This window comes from Pseudomonas sp. LBUM1648, assembly GCF_059716145.1.
On sequence record NZ_CP166808.1, the window covers coordinates 4,137,546 to 4,154,259 of the forward strand.

Annotated in this window: 17 protein-coding genes and 1 pseudogene; 10 read left to right on the forward strand and 8 right to left on the reverse strand. The window is 54.0% G+C overall.

Features of this window, described 5'->3' with window-relative positions; all coding sequences use genetic code 11:
- Positions 1 to 35: 35 nt before the first annotated feature.
- Positions 36 to 707 (reverse strand): C39 family peptidase, encoded by a 672-nt coding sequence (locus ACA043_RS18775; protein WP_497657648.1) that lies wholly within the window; start codon positions 705 to 707, stop codon positions 36 to 38.
- A gap of 210 nt (positions 708 to 917) precedes the next feature.
- Here ACA043_RS18775 and ACA043_RS18780 point away from each other — a divergent pair, with 210 nt between their 5' ends.
- On the forward strand, positions 918 to 1,109 hold the full coding sequence (locus ACA043_RS18780; protein ID WP_401272095.1) for a hypothetical protein: 192 nt from the start codon (positions 918 to 920) through the stop codon (positions 1,107 to 1,109).
- Between the two features lie 74 nt (positions 1,110 to 1,183).
- Here ACA043_RS18780 and ACA043_RS18785 read toward each other — a convergent pair whose 3' ends face one another.
- Both ACA043_RS18785 and ACA043_RS18790 read right to left on the reverse strand, forming a co-directional pair.
- Positions 1,184 to 1,933 (reverse strand): TerC family protein, encoded by a 750-nt coding sequence (locus tag ACA043_RS18785; RefSeq protein WP_187677661.1) that lies wholly within the window; start codon positions 1,931 to 1,933, stop codon positions 1,184 to 1,186.
- Between the two features lie 29 nt (positions 1,934 to 1,962).
- Positions 1,963 to 2,205 carry a hypothetical protein gene (locus ACA043_RS18790; protein ID WP_187677660.1) on the reverse strand — a complete coding sequence of 81 codons (243 nt, stop codon included), beginning with the start codon at positions 2,203 to 2,205 and terminating at the stop codon, positions 1,963 to 1,965.
- A 133-nt stretch (positions 2,206 to 2,338) separates the two neighbouring features.
- Here ACA043_RS18790 and nhaR point away from each other — a divergent pair, with 133 nt between their 5' ends.
- Complete coding sequence (nhaR, locus tag ACA043_RS18795) at positions 2,339 to 3,238, forward strand: transcriptional activator NhaR (RefSeq protein ID WP_401272096.1); 900 nt, start codon at positions 2,339 to 2,341, stop codon at positions 3,236 to 3,238.
- Here nhaR and ACA043_RS18800 read toward each other — a convergent pair.
- A complete protein-coding gene (locus tag ACA043_RS18800; RefSeq protein ID WP_187677658.1) occupies positions 3,233 to 4,396 on the reverse strand; it encodes an MFS transporter in 1,164 nt (387 codons plus the stop codon). The two genes, nhaR and ACA043_RS18800, sit on opposite strands and share 6 nt — an antisense overlap.
- Before the next feature lie 337 nt (positions 4,397 to 4,733).
- On the opposite strand from ACA043_RS18800, the gene sstT reads away from it, so the two are divergent.
- Positions 4,734 to 5,966, forward strand: a complete 1,233-nt coding sequence (gene sstT / locus ACA043_RS18805) for a serine/threonine transporter SstT (RefSeq protein WP_497657649.1) — start codon at positions 4,734 to 4,736, stop codon at positions 5,964 to 5,966.
- Positions 5,967 to 6,207: 241 nt separating this feature from the next.
- Here sstT and ACA043_RS18810 read toward each other — a convergent pair whose 3' ends face one another.
- Positions 6,208 to 6,717, reverse strand: a complete 510-nt coding sequence (locus tag ACA043_RS18810; protein WP_497657650.1) for a DUF1993 domain-containing protein — start codon at positions 6,715 to 6,717, stop codon at positions 6,208 to 6,210.
- Between the two features lie 126 nt (positions 6,718 to 6,843).
- Here ACA043_RS18810 and ACA043_RS18815 point away from each other — a divergent pair, with 126 nt between their 5' ends.
- Complete coding sequence (locus tag ACA043_RS18815) at positions 6,844 to 7,488, forward strand: YceH family protein (protein ID WP_187677655.1); 645 nt, start codon at positions 6,844 to 6,846, stop codon at positions 7,486 to 7,488.
- 72 nt (positions 7,489 to 7,560) lie between these two features.
- Here ACA043_RS18815 and ACA043_RS18820 read toward each other — a convergent pair whose 3' ends face one another.
- Positions 7,561 to 8,079, reverse strand: coding sequence for a cupin domain-containing protein (locus ACA043_RS18820; protein ID WP_497657651.1), 519 nt, complete (start codon positions 8,077 to 8,079; stop codon positions 7,561 to 7,563).
- Between the two features lie 112 nt (positions 8,080 to 8,191).
- Positions 8,192 to 9,010: a shikimate 5-dehydrogenase gene (locus ACA043_RS18825; RefSeq protein ID WP_497657652.1), complete on the reverse strand. Its 819-nt coding sequence runs from the start codon at positions 9,008 to 9,010 to the stop codon at positions 8,192 to 8,194.
- Between the two features lie 245 nt (positions 9,011 to 9,255).
- Between ACA043_RS18825 and ACA043_RS18830 the strand changes: the two genes are divergently transcribed.
- The 3 genes from ACA043_RS18830 (at position 9,256) to ACA043_RS18840 (ending at position 10,325) form a co-directional block, all read left to right on the forward strand.
- On the forward strand, positions 9,256 to 9,615 hold the full coding sequence (locus ACA043_RS18830; protein ID WP_187677652.1) for a hypothetical protein: 360 nt from the start codon (positions 9,256 to 9,258) through the stop codon (positions 9,613 to 9,615).
- Positions 9,616 to 9,845: 230 nt separating this feature from the next.
- Positions 9,846 to 10,040, forward strand: a complete 195-nt coding sequence (locus tag ACA043_RS18835) for a hypothetical protein (RefSeq protein WP_016984641.1) — start codon at positions 9,846 to 9,848, stop codon at positions 10,038 to 10,040.
- 102 nt (positions 10,041 to 10,142) lie between these two features.
- Positions 10,143 to 10,325: a hypothetical protein gene (locus tag ACA043_RS18840; RefSeq protein WP_095190737.1), complete on the forward strand. Its 183-nt coding sequence runs from the start codon at positions 10,143 to 10,145 to the stop codon at positions 10,323 to 10,325.
- On the opposite strand, the gene ACA043_RS18845 is transcribed toward ACA043_RS18840, so the two are convergent.
- Complete coding sequence (locus tag ACA043_RS18845; RefSeq protein ID WP_497657653.1) at positions 10,322 to 11,383, reverse strand: AI-2E family transporter; 1,062 nt, start codon at positions 11,381 to 11,383, stop codon at positions 10,322 to 10,324. The genes ACA043_RS18840 and ACA043_RS18845 overlap by 4 nt on opposite strands.
- Before the next feature lie 261 nt (positions 11,384 to 11,644).
- Between ACA043_RS18845 and ACA043_RS18850 the strand changes: the two are divergent.
- From ACA043_RS18850 to ACA043_RS18860, 3 genes and pseudogenes are all read left to right on the forward strand, one after another.
- Positions 11,645 to 12,163 (forward strand): annotated as a pseudogene (locus ACA043_RS18850) (U32 family peptidase); the annotation flags it as partial.
- A 142-nt stretch (positions 12,164 to 12,305) separates the two neighbouring features.
- Entirely contained in the window at positions 12,306 to 14,351 is a 2,046-nt protein-coding gene (locus ACA043_RS18855; protein ID WP_497657654.1) for a hypothetical protein, read from the forward strand.
- A gap of 65 nt (positions 14,352 to 14,416) precedes the next feature.
- Positions 14,417 to 16,678, forward strand: coding sequence for a hypothetical protein (locus ACA043_RS18860; protein ID WP_497657655.1), 2,262 nt, complete (start codon positions 14,417 to 14,419; stop codon positions 16,676 to 16,678).
- The last annotated feature ends 36 nt before the right edge of the window (positions 16,679 to 16,714 follow it).

Here is a 16,714-nt window from a genome sequence, read left to right on the forward strand (position 1 = left end):
GGGTGCAGTCGTGCCCGGCAGATGACGAACGGAACTCAGTGCGCAGTCAGCGCCTTGCGCGCCTGCGCCGCTTCCGGCTCCTGACCCGCCCGGGATAGCTCATCGGCAGCCTTGAGCCAGCGCTGACGATCAACCGATGCCGGAATCTGCGAAGGCTTCTGGATCAATATGGCCCAGCCGCCGGACTTTTCGAATGCCGATTCAAAAGCACTGAAACTCATCAATTCGCGACGGTTCATGCCCGCACGCAACAGCACGTTCTGTTTATTACGATCGTAGCCGGAGAGAATCGCGTAGCGCGGTTCAGCCCAGAACGCCGAGCCCTCGCTGAAGCGCACCATCACTGGATAACCCGCCGCGACCTGAGTCAGCAACGCTGGCAAGCTCTTGTCCAACGGATACACGACCATGCCGTATTCCCAAGCCAGGTTCTGGATATTTTGCTGCAACTTGTCCTCGCCGCCGGGCAGGTGCAGCGGTTTTTCCAGCAAACCCGGGGTAATCACGATGCCCTGCTGCGACAGCAGGCTGGCCAACACTTGCGGCCCGGACTGATTGGCTTCGCCGCGATAGAACGTGCCGCTCAGCTCGACCCGCTCCGGCAATCGCTTGACCTCGGGCGCAACATTGCCTGCACACCCGACCAAAAGGGCCGCGCAGCCAACCGACAACAGCGCTGCACGAATTCGAGAAAATACCTGCACCATTGTCACTCTCTGTTCAGACGCCGGTCATCGTGTTCCGGCAAGGTTCACGATCATAGGGTGGTGCAAGGCTGCGGTATAGCCTTAAACCGTAGAGACATCGATTGCATAGAGCGAACTGATTGGTCACCACCGACCTTTGGTCAATAGCCTGAAACACCTGGTTGACTAGACTGTCACTGAAACAGAACGAATTGAAAAAGCGTGTGCCCGATGCAGGGCGAAGAGGAGGCACTGATGAGCCTGACCATGACTATCGTAATGTTGATTGCCGGTTGGCTGGCTGTTGCCGCCGCCATGTTGTGGGGCGTGTTGCGGATTGCGCGGCGTCATCACCACCCTGTTCAGTCCTCACCCGCTGAAAAAGCCGTGAAGCATCGTGTACGTCACGTAACTGCGCACTGACCGCCTCTAAAAGCCACCAACAAAAAGGCCGCCTGAACTCCGGGAGTTCAGGCGGCCTTTTGGCTTGTCAGCGTTTACGCTTGCACAGCCAACTTCTTCTGCCGGGCCCGGCGCGACAACATGTTCAGCACTTCAATCCCCGCCGAGAACGCCATCGCTGCATACACATAACCTTTCGGTACGTGGGCACCGAAGCCTTCGGCGATCAGCGTCATGCCGATCATGATCAGGAAGCCCAGGGCCAGCATCACGACAGTCGGGTTGTCGTTGATGAACTTGGCCAGCGGATCAGCCGCCAGCAACATCACCAGTACCGACACCACCACCGCGATGATCATGATCGGCAAGTGTTCGGTCATACCGACCGCAGTAATGATGCTGTCGATCGAGAACACCATGTCGAGCAGCAGGATCTGGCCAATGGCGGCGGCAAAGCCCAAGGTCACTGTCGAGGTGGCCGATTTCGGGTCTTCCGGCGACGGATCCATGCTGTGGTGAATCTCGGTCGTCGCTTTCCAGACCAGGAACAGACCACCGGCGATCAGGATCATGTCCTTCCAGGAGAAGGCCTGGCCGAGGATTTCGATGACTGGCTCAGTCAACTGCACGATGAAGGCAATGGTGCTCAAAAGCGCCAGGCGCAGAATCAACGCCATGCCAATACCGATGCGACGAGCTTTCTGCCGATGCTGCTCAGGCAGTTTGTTGGTCAGGATCGAAATAAAGATAAGGTTATCGATGCCGAGCACGATCTCCATCACTACCAATGTGGCCAAAGCAACCCAGGCGGTGGGGCTGGCGGCGAGTTCCAACAGATATTCCATGATTCAGTCCTGACTCTGTGTAATACGGTTTAGATGGTTTTGGAGGACGATTCGGATTGTTCCGCATCTTTTTCCGTTGATTCTTTTTTCTCGATCAACCCGCCAGTGGCATCACTGAGCGCCTGTTCGGCGGCTTTATGGGTATCGTCGATAGCTTGCTTGGCGCTTTCAGCCGCCTTGCCCATCAACTGCTGGGCGCTTTTCTCGGCCTGATCGCAACCGGCCAGAACCAGTAAAGACGTAAACATCAGGACAGGGAATGTGTATTTCATGAGGTTTCCTTCGAATGAACAGACAGGGTCGCAGACCGGCCGTCGATGGCTGGGCATTCTAGGGAGGCAAACACTTCAGGAAAATTCGTATTTTTAGCGGCTATACTTCGGTTTTTACGAAATGAAGAACACCATGCTCAATTACCGACAGCTGCACTACTTCTGGGTTGTAGCCAAAACCGGCAGCATCGTGCGCGCCTGCGAGCAACTGAACCTGACCCCGCAGACCATCAGCGGGCAGATTTCCCTGCTCGAACAGACTTACGGCATCGAGTTGTTCAAACGGGTTGGCCGGCAACTGGAACTCACCGAAGCCGGGCGTCAGGCCCTGCCCTACGCCGAACAGATGTTTCAGCTCGGCGGCGAACTGGAACTGATGCTGCGCGCCCAGCCCAATGAACAGCAGATCCTGTTCCGCGTCGGCGTCGCCGATGTGGTGCCGAAATCCATCGTCTATCGCCTGATCGCACCGACCATGGAGTTGAACGAGCCACTGCGCATCACCTGCCGCGAAGACAAACTCGAACGATTGCTGGCAGACCTGGCCATCCAGCGGCTGGATCTGGTGATCTCCGACAGCCCGATGCCATCGCACCTCGACATCAAGGGCTACAGTCAGAAACTCGGCGAATGCGGGATCAGTTTTTTCGCCACCGCCGAACTGGCGGCGCGCTACGGGCAGGATTTTCCGCGCAGCCTGCACGGTGCACCGCTGTTGATTCCCGGGGCGGAAACCGTGGTGCGCAGTCGTTTGCAGCGCTGGTTCGCCGAGCAGCAGATCCAGCCGCAGATCGTCGGCGAGTTCGATGACAGTGCCTTGATGCAGGCATTCGGCCAATCCGGCAGCGGGATTTTTATCGGCCCGAGCGTGATTGCCGATGAGGTGAAGCGCCAGTACGGCGTTCAGTTGATTGGCCAGACGGACGCGGTGACCGAGTCGTTCTACGCCATTTCGGTGGAGCGCAAGGTCAAGCACCCCGGCATCGTTGCGATTACCGAAGGTGCCCGACGCGAGTTGTTTACTACCTTATGAGGCGTCTGTGCACATTTCGCGCGGCTTGAGCGTCATCAACACCATGGCGAGGAATACCGACAGCAGAATAAACCCTGCAGCGGCGAATCCGAGAAAGCCCAGACCCGCGCTGTCGATCACCCGACCACCGACCATGGCGCCCAGGCCAATCCCCAGATTGGCCCCGGCAATATTCAACGAGGCGGCGAAGGCCGGCGCTTCTGGCGCGGCTTTCATCAGGCGCACGTGGCTGACCAGGAACAACGCCGCCTGGGTCACGCCCCAGATGCCCATCGCCACCGTCAGCCCCAGCGGCGAATGAATGTTCGGCACCAGCGACACCATGCCGGCAATCATGAACGCACAGAACAATACCGACGCCCCCAGCGGATGCCGATCCACCGCACGGCCGCCCAACGAGTTGCCGATCAGACCGACTGCGCCAAAGCCCATCAGGCACCAGCCAACCACCGTGCCGTTGAAACCCGCCAGACGCTCAAGGATGTCCGCCAGATAGGTGTAAACGGTAAACATGCCGCTGAACACCAGGATCGACAGCACGATGTGGCCGATCATCAACGGGCTGCGCAGGATCTTGAACTGCGAGCGGAAGCTGACCTGATGCTGGTGCAGATTGGTTTTTGGCAAATAAACAAACAGCAACAGCGCCTTGGCAAACGCGATCACCGCGAGGATGCCGAACGCGCTGCGCCAGCCCAATGCATCGGAAATCAGCGTGCCGACAGGAATGCCGAACACCGTGGCGCAGACGATACCGAAGCCGATCTTGGCGATGGCACGGCCGGCGAAGTCCGGGCCGACGATGTCCACGGCCGTCTCGCTGGCCAGTGCCCAGAACACTGGAAGACCCAGCGCCGGGATCAATCGGGCAATCGCCATCACCCAGATGTTCGGCGCCAGTGCGGCAACGGTATTGGCCAGGCCGAACATGATCAAAATGCTGATGAACAGCTTGCGGCGCTCGAAGCGGGCGAAATACGCGGTCAGGAATGGGCCGAACATCGCCACAGTAAAGGCGAACAGCGTGACCAGCAGCCCGGCCTGCGGGATGGTGACCGCAAGGTCGCGGGCAATCGCCGGCAGCAGGCCGACGATGACGAATTCCGTGGTCAGTACCGTGAATCCGGCGGCAGACAACAGAAGGATGGGCAACAGCATGGGGAACTCCAACAAAACGACGACACCAGCGATGACCGGAGGGCCCGCTGGCAGAACTTGAAAATGAGGATGGAGAATCTTAACAGAGTGTTTCCAGCCTGACTTGCACAAAGCTGCCGACTTGCCGATCAATCGAGTGGCAGATCGTCACAGGCCTGAAGGACAAAGCCTACGCTGTGATAAAGTCCGCGCCCTGAAAAACGTACAGCCTGTTCAACACCAAGTTTATTGGCGTTGATACAGCGTCAGCCCTTTCGGCTCGTGACGGTGGCCTGCCCCCGATTTTGTCACCGTTTTCACGCAGCCTTGCACCCTATAAAAAATCAGAGATGCCGTTATGACCGCTTCTTCACCTTCTCTATTGCACCGCCTCAAGAACCTGAGCCTGGTCACGCAGATCCTGATCGGCCTGATTGCCGGTATCGCCCTGGCGATGTTCGCCCCGGACGCGGCGAAAGCCAGCGCCTTTATCGGCAAGGTGTTCGTTTCGGCGCTGAAAGCCGTGGCACCGATTCTGGTGTTCGTGCTGGTGATGGCCTCGATTGCCAACCACAAGCACGGTCAGGAAACCCATATTCGGCCGATCCTGTTCCTTTATTTGCTGGGCACCTTCGCAGCAGCGGTGGTGGCAGTGGTTGCCAGCATGGCGTTTCCGTCGCACCTGGTGCTGTCCACCGACAACATTGCGGTGAGCGCACCGGGCGGTATCGCCGAAGTGCTGCAAAGCCTGCTGTTGAGCGTGGTCGACAACCCGGTGAGTGCGCTGATGAACGCCAACTTCATCGGCATTCTGGCGTGGGCGATCGGCATGGGCGTCGCGATTCGCCATGCCGGTGATACGACGCGCGAAGTGCTCGGCGATCTGTCCAACGGCGTCACCGTGATCGTGCGGGTGGTGATCCGCTTTGCACCGCTGGGTATTTTCGGTCTGGTGGCTTCGACTCTCGCCACCTCAGGTTTCGGCGCGCTGATCGGTTACGCACACCTGCTCGCTGTGCTTTTGGGCTGCATGCTCTTCGTAGCACTGGTGATGAACCCGTTGATCGTGTTCTGGAAGTTGCGTCGCAACCCGTACCCGCTGACTCTCAAGTGCCTGCGTGAAAGCGGTATCACCGCGTTCTTCACCCGCAGTTCGGCGGCGAACATTCCGGTCAATCTGGAGTTGAGCAAACGTCTGGGGCTGCATGAAGACACGTATTCGGTGTCGATCCCGCTGGGTGCGACCATCAACATGGCGGGCGCAGCGATCACCATCACCGTGCTGACCCTCGCGGCCGTACATACCTTGGGCATTGCCGTGGACATTCCGACCGCAATCCTGCTCAGCGTCGTGGCGGCGATCTGCGCGTGCGGTGCGTCGGGTGTGGCCGGTGGTTCGTTGTTGCTGATTCCGCTGGCGTGCAGCCTCTTCGGCATTCCAAGCGAGATCGCCATGCAGGTGGTGGCGGTCGGTTTCATCATTGGGGTGTTGCAGGATTCGGCAGAGACCGCACTGAACTCGTCTACGGATGTGCTGTTTACCGCAGCGGCTTGTTTGGGTGAGGAAGAGAAAGCTCAACGTACCGCGTAATCATCGCCGCAATGAAAAGCCCGCCGAGTTGTGAACCTGGGCGGGCTTTTTTGTGCCTGAGATCTTTCCCCCCTCACCCCAACCCTCTCCCCCCAAGGGGGCGAGGGGGAAAGGGAGCTGATTTGTGTGCTGTTCAAAACCTGAGTTCGACTCGATAGATCAGGTCGGCGTATCTCGAACAAACAACGCGATCAGTCCCCTCTCCCCTGGGAGAGGGTTAGGGTGAGGGGCTTCTGGCGATTTAGAACGCGCCCATGTAATCGCGCTTGCCCAATTCAACACCGTTATGGCGCAACAGCGCATAAGTGGTGGTGACGTGGAAGAAGAACTGCGGCAAACCGTAAGTCAGCAGATAAGCCTGACCGCTGAAGCGCTTCTCTTTTGGCGTGCCCGGACGGGTGACGATTTCGATGCCTTCCTTGCCATTGATCTGCTCAGGCTTGATCTCGCCGATGTAGGCCAGAACCTTGGCGATCAGCGCTTGCAGCTCGGCGAAGGTGGTTTCAGTGTCGTCGTATTTCGGCACTTCGACTTCAGCCAGACGCGAGGAAACACCTTTGGCGAAATCGACGGCAATCTGCACCTGACGCACCAGCGGGAACATGTCCGGGTACAGGCGCGCTTGCAGGAAGGCGTTCGGGTCGATGTTTTTCTCGGTGGCGTGGGCTTCAGCCTTTTTCAGCACATCGCTCAGGGCGTTGAGCATTTGTTGAAAAACCGGGACAGATGCGGCGTACAGGGAAATAGTCATGGCAGTCTCGTGGTAGTGGCTGGGTGGAACGTGGGGGCGATTATAGCCATGCTTGATGACCACACGGCTTGCCTTTTGTTTGGCAAGGATTAGGCTAGGCGCCTTCGACTGCTGAGGGAACGCGCGATGACCACTGAACAAGAATCCACCTTCGACGAGCCACGGCTCAATGCCACGGAAATCCGCATCCTGGGCTCGTTGATCGAGAAACAGGCCACCAGCCCGGAAACCTATCCGCTGACCCTCAACGCACTGGTCACGGCTTGCAATCAGAAAACCAGCCGCGAACCGGTGATGAACCTGACCCCAGGCCAGGTCGGCCAGAGCCTGCGTGCTCTGGAAGGACGCGGTTTTGCCAAGCTTGTAATGGGAAGTCGCGCCGACCGCTGGGAGCACAAGGTCGACAAGGCGCTGGAACTGGTGCCGGCACAGGTGATTCTGACCGGGCTGATGTTTTTGCGCGGTCCGCAGACCGTCAATGAATTGCTGACCCGCAGCGGACGCATGCATGAATTTGAAGATGCCGAGCAAGTGGTGCATCAGTTGGAGCGTCTCATTGCGCGCGGATTGGCTGTGTTGATTCCGCGTCAGGCCGGGCAGCGCGAAGATCGCTACACCCATGCGCTGGGCGATCCGGCGGACATCGAGGCGATTATGGCGGCGCGGCAGAATCCGGGCGAACGCGCGAGCGGCGGTGTTTCCGTCGAGCGCATCGAAGAGCTTGAGGCGCGGATTGCAGCGCTGGAAGAGCGCCTGGCCCGACTGGAATAATCACCACCGCCCCCTGTTGGAGCGAGCAAGCTCGCTCCAACAGGTTATGCGCCTGCCTGCAAACTCGCCGTTTCACTCACCATCCCAGTAATCAACCCCGTCCGCCTGCCGAGCCACCGCGACAAAGCCTGAAGCATTGCCCTGGGCATCAACCTTGAAGTTGTCCATCACCGCATATTTGTTCGAATCCGGGTATTCACAAATGTCCGGCTGCTGCTGAGTGCTGACCGCCAGATAACGCAGTTCAGTCAAGCTGGTGTTGATGATCTGATGCGCCATTTCCGGGCCGCCCGCTGGGCAGGCGATGACATCGCCGGCGCGGATCGGAAAACGCTCGGCGCCCAGACGCACCTCGCCTTCCCCGGCCACTACGTAAAACATCTCCTCATTGACCCGATGACTGTGAAACGGACTGCCGCGCATGCCCGGCGGCAGTGCATACAGTCGATAACCGAGTTTCTGCGCGCCGAGTTGCTGGCCGATCCGGGCCATGCGCTGCTGATAACGTCCGGCAGTTTCGCCTTCGGGGGCCAAGGCTTCGGGCAGGGATTCGAGTTCGACCTGATGCAGATTGAGGATGGGCGGATGCATGCTGAACCTCGGTTTTTTTTTGTGGATGGACAAGTCTGTGCTTGCTGGTCGAGCAGTATAGGCAACCGGATAATCGTGCCAGCGATGAGGCCCGACCAGTCAGCGCAACAATTCAGCTCCGGGCAAACGTCACCGCCGCCTGAAACTGCTCTTCGGTCGGCCGCACGCCGGTGTACAACACAAACTGCTCCAGCGCTTGAATCGCGATCACTTCCAGCCCGGCAATCACCCGCTTGCCTTCTGCTCGTCCACGCACAATCAGTGGCGTTTCCGAAGGAATCGCCACCACATCAAACACGGTCTCAGACGCTTGTATCACCTCAGGCTCAAATGCCAGTTGCCCCGCCTCCGGGCCGCCGTCCATGCCCACAGGCGTCACGTTGATCAGCATCTGCGGGCGCTCATCGCCCAGCTCAGCCTGCCAGCGATACCCCAGCGAATCCGCCAGCGCACGTCCGGCGCGCTCATTGCGCGCGACGATCAAACCGTTTTTATAACCGCCATCACGCAAGGCACTGGCCACCGCTTTGGCCATGCCGCCACTGCCGCGCAGGGCAAAGGTCGAATCCTTGGGCACCGCGTGGGTTTCCAGCAGTTGTGCGATGGCGATGTAATCGGTGTTGTAAGCCTTGAGGTGGCCCTTGGTATTCACAATGGTGTTGATCGATTGGATCGCCGCCGCCGACGCATCCAGCTCATCGACCAGCGCAATGCAGGCTTCCTTGAACGGCATCGACACGCCGCAACCACGAATGCCCAACGCCCGGATTCCGCCGACCGCGCCGGTCAGATCCTGGCTGCTGAAGGCCTTGTAATAGAAATTCAGGCCCAGTTGCTCATACAAATGGTTATGAAAACGCAGACCGAAATTCCCTGGGCGCGCCGACAGGGACATGCACAGCTGGGTGTCTTTGTTCGGGTTCATCTGCATGAAACTTCTCCTTCAAACGCACTTTCGGATGGACGGGATTAGCCAGCCCATCGGGTTCTGTTCGATGATATCGCTCGTCTGCACCGGGCCTTGGCGGGCCGGTAAAGATGGCGGTACAGACCTTACACAAAATTTACTCAGCGGCCGTGCTGTTTTTCAAAATGTTGCTGTCTTAGAAGTATCCCCGCGACAACTTTGGGCCTGGTGCAGGCCCGGACGCCGGGTCGAAGAACCGAGGAACTATCATGATTCGTAAACTCCCCATTATGGCCTTACTGATTGGCGCACTCGCTGTCACAGGCCAGGCAGAAGCCGGTGGTGGCCATGGCTGGCAAGGCCCTGCGGTGTTTGGCGCGATCGTCGGCTCGGCCATCATCGGCTCGGCGCTGATCAACCAGGACCGACCGGTGTACGTGCAGCAACAGCCGGTTTACGTTCAACCGCAACCGGTTTACGTGCAACAGCCGCCACCACCGGTTTACTACCAGCCGGCGCCGGTTTATGTGCAGCAACCGGTTTACGTGCAACCGGCCCCGGTTTACTACGGCCCTCCCCGTGGTTATTACGGTCGCCCTCATGGCTACTACGGCGGCCCACGCTGGTAACAGAAACACAGAGCCCCGCTTTTATAGCGGGGCTTTTTTATGACCGTCGGTCGGCAGGCGTCTGAAAAAATCTCGCCAAGGTCGCTGTGAGGACAGTTTCAACAGCTAAAGTCGGCATGATGGATTTGACCGTTGGGAGCCAAACATTAAACGGTCATCTTTTTGTCATGGCGGAACTGCAATCTGAATCCGTCCGCAAACAACAGGTTGATAACAACAAGGACGACTCTATGCCAACACAAAACCCGCACCGCATCGTCGGCCTGTGCACCTCAAGCAAGGTGTACAGCGCGCTGACCGAACTCAAGCACCTTGAAGGGCACCGCTGCGCCAAGTTTCTTTCGCTATTGGCGGAAAACCTTGTGCACAAGGGCCTGCTCAATGAGCGTGAAGTCATGCACATGCTTGATCAAGTGGTCGATTGAAGCAGCCCTCACTGTTATCAATGACCACTATCAAAAGCGTTGATTGTCCCTGAGAACGGCAAATCCCTAAGGTAGCCCCATCGTTTGATGGAGGTATTTGTCATGGCTCAGGTTCAAATCATGTCGGTAATCGGCAGCGCCGTTCCCGCACCACTCAGAGAGCTGGGACTGCTCGCCTGTTGGTATGTGGTGCGCGACGGCGAAGCAATCAGCGGCCCGCTCACCTCATTGCCGGCGGCGCAGGCCTTGTCACAACAGTTCATCAGCGCTCCGTTTCACGCCTAAGGCAGTTGCACCTTGGGTTTGGTCTCGACGAACAGCGCCCAGCTGGACATGAACAGCGCAGCGATCAACGGCCCGATCACGAATCCGTTCAGGCCGAACACCGCCAGACCGCCCAAGGTCGAGATCAAAATCATGTAGTCGGGCATCCGAGTGTCCTTGCCCACAAGGATCGGCCTGAGCACATTGTCCACCAAGCCAATCACGAACACCCCGAACAAACCCAGCACCACGCCCTGCCAGATCATCCCGCTGAGCAGGAAGTAAAGCGCCACCGGCGCCCAGACAATCCCCGCCCCCACCGCCGGCAACAGCGACAGAAACGCCATCAACACCGCCCACAGCAACGCGCTGGGGATGTCGAGAAACCAGAAAATCGCCCCGCCCAACGCGCCCTGTGTGATCGCCACCAGCACATTACCCTTGACCGTCGCGCGCACCACCCGGTTGAATTTCAATTGCAAACGGCGCTTGTGATTTTCCTCCAGCGGTAAGGCGGTGCGCACCTTGCGCGCCAGTTCGGGGCCGTCACGCAGTAAGAAAAACAACAGATAAAGCATGATGAAAAAACTCACCACAAACTCGAACGTGCCCTGGCCAAAACTGAACGCCTGACTCGCCAGCACCTGGCTGCCCTGCATGGCTGCCTTGACGATTTTTTCGCGCAGCGCATTGAGTTCGCCCATGCCGAACCGGTCGAGCAGATGCTGAAAGTATTGCGGCAGGCTGTGTTTGAATTGCGCCAGATACGCCGCGATATCCAACTCGCCGCTCTCGATATTCTTGTAAACCGTCATCCCCTCCTGCACCAGCAACAAGCTGATGATGATCACCGGCAGAATCGCGATCACCAGACAGATGCTTAACGTAAAAAAAGACGTGAGGTTGCGCTGCCAGCCGAATTTCGCCTGCAAGCGACGCTGCATCGGCGCAAACAGAATGCCGAGAATCACCGCCCAGAACACCGCGCCGTAGAACGGCAACAGAATCCAGATAAAGGCCACCGTGACCAGCACCAGCAGTACCGTCAGAGATTTGAATTGAAGACTTTTTACGTTCATGTCCGATCCATGTCAGTCGGGCGTCAAACACGCCCGGTGCTTAGTCAGCCGTAGCGTGCACGAGTGCCATCTTTATTCATGGAGCATAGTTGCGGATCGGCGCGAGCCACGCAGCGAACGGGCAATTACACGATTGCGCGGCGGTGAGGACGTCGCCTGTTTCTACACAGACCCACATCGCACCACTCGAACGTAGACCCAGATCAATAAACCCTGCCGGCAACCGCACTACCCTGCTGCGCTTTTGCGACAGATGCCGCCATGACCCTCACCGCCACCCTCGCCCCCCCCGAACTGCTCGCCCCCGCCGGTACTTTGAAAAACATGCGTTACGCCTTTGCCTACGGTGCCGATGCGGTCTACGCCGGTCAGCCGCGCTACAGCCTGCGAGTGCGCAACAACGAGTTCGACCACGCCAACCTGGCACTCGGCATTCGCGAGGCACAGGCGCAGGGCAAGCGCTTTTACGTGGTAGTCAACATCGCGCCGCACAATGCCAAGTTGAAGACTTTTCTCAAGGACCTGGCACCGGTCATCGAAATGGCCCCGGACGCGCTGATCATGTCCGACCCGGGGTTGATCATGCTGGTGCGCCGGCATTTCCCGCAGATGCCGATCCACCTCTCGGTACAGGCCAACACGGTGAATTGGGCGAGCGTCGAGTTCTGGCAACAGCAGGGCCTGAGTCGGATCATCCTGTCGCGCGAACTGTCGCTGGAGGAGATCGGCGAAATCCGCGAGCACGTGCCAACCATGGAGCTGGAAGTATTCGTTCACGGCTTGTTTTCCAACTCGTAAAGTTGTCAAAATTCTTTATTTGTTTATGACGAACGGGCTTGAGTATGGCGGCACCTGGCCTATGCTGCCAGCAGCCAACGTGTAAATCTTGACAAATTAAAACTGATAACTTGCAGGACAGATCATGGGAATCTCCATTCTAGTCGTGGAAAACCAGCTGTTTTGTGTTTACGAGAACACTTTAGGAAGGACAACTAGATCCGATCTTTCAACCTTGTTGGTGCTAGGTGATGATCTTGATAAAATACTAAAAATTATTACTGACCCATTACGCTTGCTGCGACCATCAAGTATTCAAAGTCATATGCCGCGACTACGTTTACTAGGGGAAACACTGGCCCATTTAAAAATAAAAAAAATACCAAACTCCCCAAAAGCTTGGCAAAATCTTGTAAATGATATACATCGCTACATACTCACGCGTTTGAACAGCAAGGCTAAACTGCTAACCCGCTCTGCGGTGGAATGGGGCGCAATACGATCTTACCTAAAATCTCTTGTCGAAGCTGGAGTAATTCCGATATCGACCTATCTTCCTCCAGTACGAGAGGAGTTGGACTCAATAGACATCACTCCGTATAGTGATCGTTTATTAGGGCAATCACCACTGGAGCCCAGCAGTTCAAACCCAATTATAAACAAGCTAATTTGTCCTATCAGCATATCTAGAACTGACGCTGCTTATCTAGAAGAGTTGCGCGACGAACTGTCCCAACGCCGCCATCTTTTATTAGAAACACTTACCAAGCATTGGAACTACATAAAGACCAATATGGAGTTCGGCAAAAAACTAATAGAGTCTGTCAATTGGGATTTATTACAGGAGCAGATAAAAAACCACAAAATCAATGACCCACGCCTTCATCCAGCATACCCAGACTCTTTGAAAGGGTTAGCTAATTATCTAGCCGTGATTCATTACCATCACCACGGGATCGCGCCATCTGACGATAGTTACCGTGGTCTCGAAATCGAACTAATTCCTAAAATGTCGACATTTGGCTTTATTCCGATTATTGCGGAAAAACTAAGAGCCCCTGCTTCACCATATACTCAAGGAAATGGATCAAACCGAAACACACTCTTATGGTGGCAGAGCAAAATCAGCCATTTCGACGTCAGCGTATTAACAGCACTTTTAATCATGCTCGAAGCGTCATGGACTCCTCATTCGATAATGCTATCCAAGGTAGTAAATCGCAATAACAAACGATATCTTGACATGACTGACACAGGAGACAGCTATGAAATTTCGAAGCACCGCGCAAAAAAAAATAAACATGCAGTACTAGATCCCCTTGCATACGAAATCATCTCAACGTTAATTGAAATGTACGAACCAGTTCGAAAAAAACTATTATCTAAAAATGACCAAAAAGCGTCTCTATTATTCCTTCCTTGCAACTTTAAAACCATCACCTCTCCGCAGCCGAGCGCTGGAGCTAGCTTCCTCAGCGGCAAAAAAACTTCTATATGGCTCGGCTCTCTCTACCCCGAACTTGGCACTCTTGGGTTGACCCTCAAAACGATGTCTTTTGCAAAAATCAGAAACACTGAAGGTGTATTAGAGTGGTTTAAGACAAAAAGCATACGTGCTGTGGCGCGAAAACTCGGTAATACAGAAAAAATTGTACTTCAGCATTACATCCCAAAAGCGTTATTAAATGCTTGGAATACCCGGATGATCCGACGTTTCCAAAACCTTTGGCTTTCTGTCGCTGCAGCTAATGAAGATTTTTTGCTAGACGTCACAGACTTCAGCAATTTAGCCGATCTTCATGCATTCCTAAGAGACATGCTCATGTTGCATGGTGCAACCGACTCGCCCTTATCGGAACTACTTCATAAGAGATTCGGAGTTTTATCCAGTGAGGTGTCAGATACTAAAAATAACGACTCACACCTGCACATTGCCATAAGCAAGATAGGGTTGTCTGTTCTTTACTCGTACCAGGGCGCCGCCATTGATATAGGCCTTTCCAGTATAGCCTTGGACAAGACCGACGCAGTTACTGGCCTGTCGCCAAGGCACTTCATATCACTTGCAGACCTTCTTCAATCGCAACTTCCCCTGGATAAAAACACCGAATATGTTACGTGCCACAATGAAGCTTTAGAGTTTGCAAGCGATTCAAATAATCGCAAGAAATGGGCTGCGCTAATGGTTTAAATTAAAATCCACCAAAATGACACTTTAGCCCGTGTCTTCGTTACTCTCACCCTCGCGAGGTCGCCATGGCGAGCATTGAAACAACAGTTTTCCCGGAAGTATTTTCAAATTTAGAGCGATGCCAGTTACTTGCTCTTCTAGATGAAGCAAGTTCTACTATTCGCATTTACGACGGGGACTACACAGCACCATGGTTATTATCTCCAATTCATGCCAATGAATGGATCATCAGCAAAGGCGAGGAAACGAGATATGTAGATACCCATCTCTTAGGACACTACACATACAATTGGTCTACCAAACTACATGACGAAACAAACTTAACCGAACCAATAAACAAAGAGTTACTTCAAAAAATACAACGCCTTGCATTTTTAATCAGAGACCTACCAGGAGGCCCAAGGAAGCTTTCAACATTTAAAAACTTCCTATGGAGTTTGAAGTTTTTCATACGATGGATGTTTGTTCATGGCAACGAGCTCGATCCTCGAAATCATGCACTAACACAAATAACACAACAGCACCTAATTGAATTCCTCATGGACTTAAGCAAGGGAGGGGCCGTATTTGCTCTTCGATATCCAGAAAAATTCCTTCAAGCCGTTATTCCTTTAGCACTTTACAGGAAACCCTCCCGAAAAGAGTTAGAAAATCCATTGGATCTTGACTTAGAAACGCGCAATAAAATTTCTTGGTGGCTCAAAAGTTCAGGGTATATGAAAAAGAAGGATCGCTCCACGAATGGCGAACTTGAACTGAACCCAAATTCTTTTTGTGACCTTATAAAGGTCGATCCCGGAACCGTCTCCGGAGGCCCAAAGTGGCACGCTTTTCTGCATCAATTCGACTTTAACGATAGCATCCCAAATAGCTCAAAAAATCTTGTATCGGGCGCATCATCATGTCGTAGAGAAATGCCAACGCAACGCCTCCTCACTAATGCAGAGATTAAAGAAAGCTTAATGTCAGAGAAATCACTAAATAAATATTTATCTGACATGAAATACATAGTAGGTCTTTACCGACACCTCCCTGACATTTGCCCGAATCCTGAATATTTCAACCCGAAAGAGCTTAGTCAAGTAATTTGCAACATTACAAGCGAAGCCAAGCATACACCGTGGATCCCATTAACAATCGCGATGACATATACTACCGAAGCACTTCGATGGGTTCATATGTATGGAGAGGATCTAGTATCATTTTTCCTGAAAGCATATGAAAAATTGTATGAGCAAGGACTTTTAATATCCGCACCGACGCCAGACAACGAAAATCCCATTAAGGTGGATAAAGCCACTCTCTATAGAACGTTATCGAAACGACGAGATGCGGTAATAAATTCTATCCCTCTCCCAAAATCGATCATGCTGTTAAAGATTAAAGGAATTGGTTGTTATGGAAGCTTAAACGGGAAAAAGGCGTTCGAAAAACTCCGATCTTCACCCTCATTAATGGACGCAATAATGGTATTAATTGGGGCTATTAGTATCGTAGTCACAATGACGAAACCAATGCGTGAGTCGGAGTTCCGTTCATTAAAACGCGAGTGTTTATACTATGCAAAAGGCGATGGCTACTGGCTATATCAGGATGTGCGAAAAAAACCTTTAGAAGGTTCTCTTTCACGTGATGCTAGACCTATTCCAGTCATTTCCGCACAAGCAATTAAATTACTTCTTAGACTAACAGATGGTATAAAAAAAATAATTGGCACTACCGATCCATGGCTTCTTTCCTCACTTATGGCCTTACCCCCCTTCGGAGTTTTCGAAGCAGGTGTCTCTGTACCAAATTCCGGGCGTTTTATTCAGATTCTTGACGCTTTTTGCGATTACGTCGCCATTCCACCGGATTCGCATGGACGCCGATGGTATTTGCGTATACATGAAATGAGGAAAAGCTTTTTAATTACATTTTTTTGGACTTTTCGTTACTCAAGTCTCGATGCGTCGCGTTGGATAGCAGGCCATAATGATACATCTCATATTTATCAATATATCCAAGCAAACTTTCCAGGGGAAGAATTACCGAGTTTGGAAGCCGAATATGCTAGTAAAATACTGCGTGAGTACCGAGAGTTTGGCTCTCCTACGGGTACAAAAGACGTAGACTCCCTATATCGTGCAGTTTGCAATCACTTTTCTGTGCGTGATGTCTCATGGATCGATGAATCGACACTTAAAGGTTGGCTAGAACTCCAGTTTGAAAAACATAATTTCGAAATTGTTCCCTATTCAATAAAAAACCCCGACGGTGGTCTGAGTACTGAAATTTCATTTCGGGTATCCGCCGCGAAGGAAGACGGGGCCCCCAATCATGGATAGTCGCGGTAGCACTCTCGCTAGATTAAAACTTCTTAC

What these genes read in the sequence shown, in the direction of transcription:
- ACA043_RS18775 (WP_497657648.1), bottom strand. Translation starts at nt 707, where the DNA reads ATGGTGCAGGTATTTTCTCGAATTCGTGCAGCGCTGTTGTCGGTTGGC.
- ACA043_RS18780 (WP_401272095.1), top strand. Translation starts at nt 918, where the DNA reads ATGCAGGGCGAAGAGGAGGCACTGATGAGCCTGACCATGACTATCGTA.
- ACA043_RS18785 (WP_187677661.1), bottom strand. Translation starts at nt 1,933, where the DNA reads ATGGAATATCTGTTGGAACTCGCCGCCAGCCCCACCGCCTGGGTTGCT.
- ACA043_RS18790 (WP_187677660.1), bottom strand. Translation starts at nt 2,205, where the DNA reads ATGAAATACACATTCCCTGTCCTGATGTTTACGTCTTTACTGGTTCTG.
- nhaR (WP_401272096.1), top strand. Translation starts at nt 2,339, where the DNA reads ATGCTCAATTACCGACAGCTGCACTACTTCTGGGTTGTAGCCAAAACC.
- ACA043_RS18800 (WP_187677658.1), bottom strand. Translation starts at nt 4,396, where the DNA reads ATGCTGTTGCCCATCCTTCTGTTGTCTGCCGCCGGATTCACGGTACTG.
- sstT (WP_497657649.1), top strand. Translation starts at nt 4,734, where the DNA reads ATGACCGCTTCTTCACCTTCTCTATTGCACCGCCTCAAGAACCTGAGC.
- ACA043_RS18810 (WP_497657650.1), bottom strand. Translation starts at nt 6,717, where the DNA reads ATGACTATTTCCCTGTACGCCGCATCTGTCCCGGTTTTTCAACAAATG.
- ACA043_RS18815 (WP_187677655.1), top strand. Translation starts at nt 6,844, where the DNA reads ATGACCACTGAACAAGAATCCACCTTCGACGAGCCACGGCTCAATGCC.
- ACA043_RS18820 (WP_497657651.1), bottom strand. Translation starts at nt 8,079, where the DNA reads ATGCATCCGCCCATCCTCAATCTGCATCAGGTCGAACTCGAATCCCTG.
- ACA043_RS18825 (WP_497657652.1), bottom strand. Translation starts at nt 9,010, where the DNA reads ATGCAGATGAACCCGAACAAAGACACCCAGCTGTGCATGTCCCTGTCG.
- ACA043_RS18830 (WP_187677652.1), top strand. Translation starts at nt 9,256, where the DNA reads ATGATTCGTAAACTCCCCATTATGGCCTTACTGATTGGCGCACTCGCT.
- ACA043_RS18835 (WP_016984641.1), top strand. Translation starts at nt 9,846, where the DNA reads ATGCCAACACAAAACCCGCACCGCATCGTCGGCCTGTGCACCTCAAGC.
- ACA043_RS18840 (WP_095190737.1), top strand. Translation starts at nt 10,143, where the DNA reads ATGGCTCAGGTTCAAATCATGTCGGTAATCGGCAGCGCCGTTCCCGCA.
- ACA043_RS18845 (WP_497657653.1), bottom strand. Translation starts at nt 11,383, where the DNA reads ATGAACGTAAAAAGTCTTCAATTCAAATCTCTGACGGTACTGCTGGTG.
- ACA043_RS18855 (WP_497657654.1), top strand. Translation starts at nt 12,306, where the DNA reads ATGGGAATCTCCATTCTAGTCGTGGAAAACCAGCTGTTTTGTGTTTAC.
- ACA043_RS18860 (WP_497657655.1), top strand. Translation starts at nt 14,417, where the DNA reads ATGGCGAGCATTGAAACAACAGTTTTCCCGGAAGTATTTTCAAATTTA.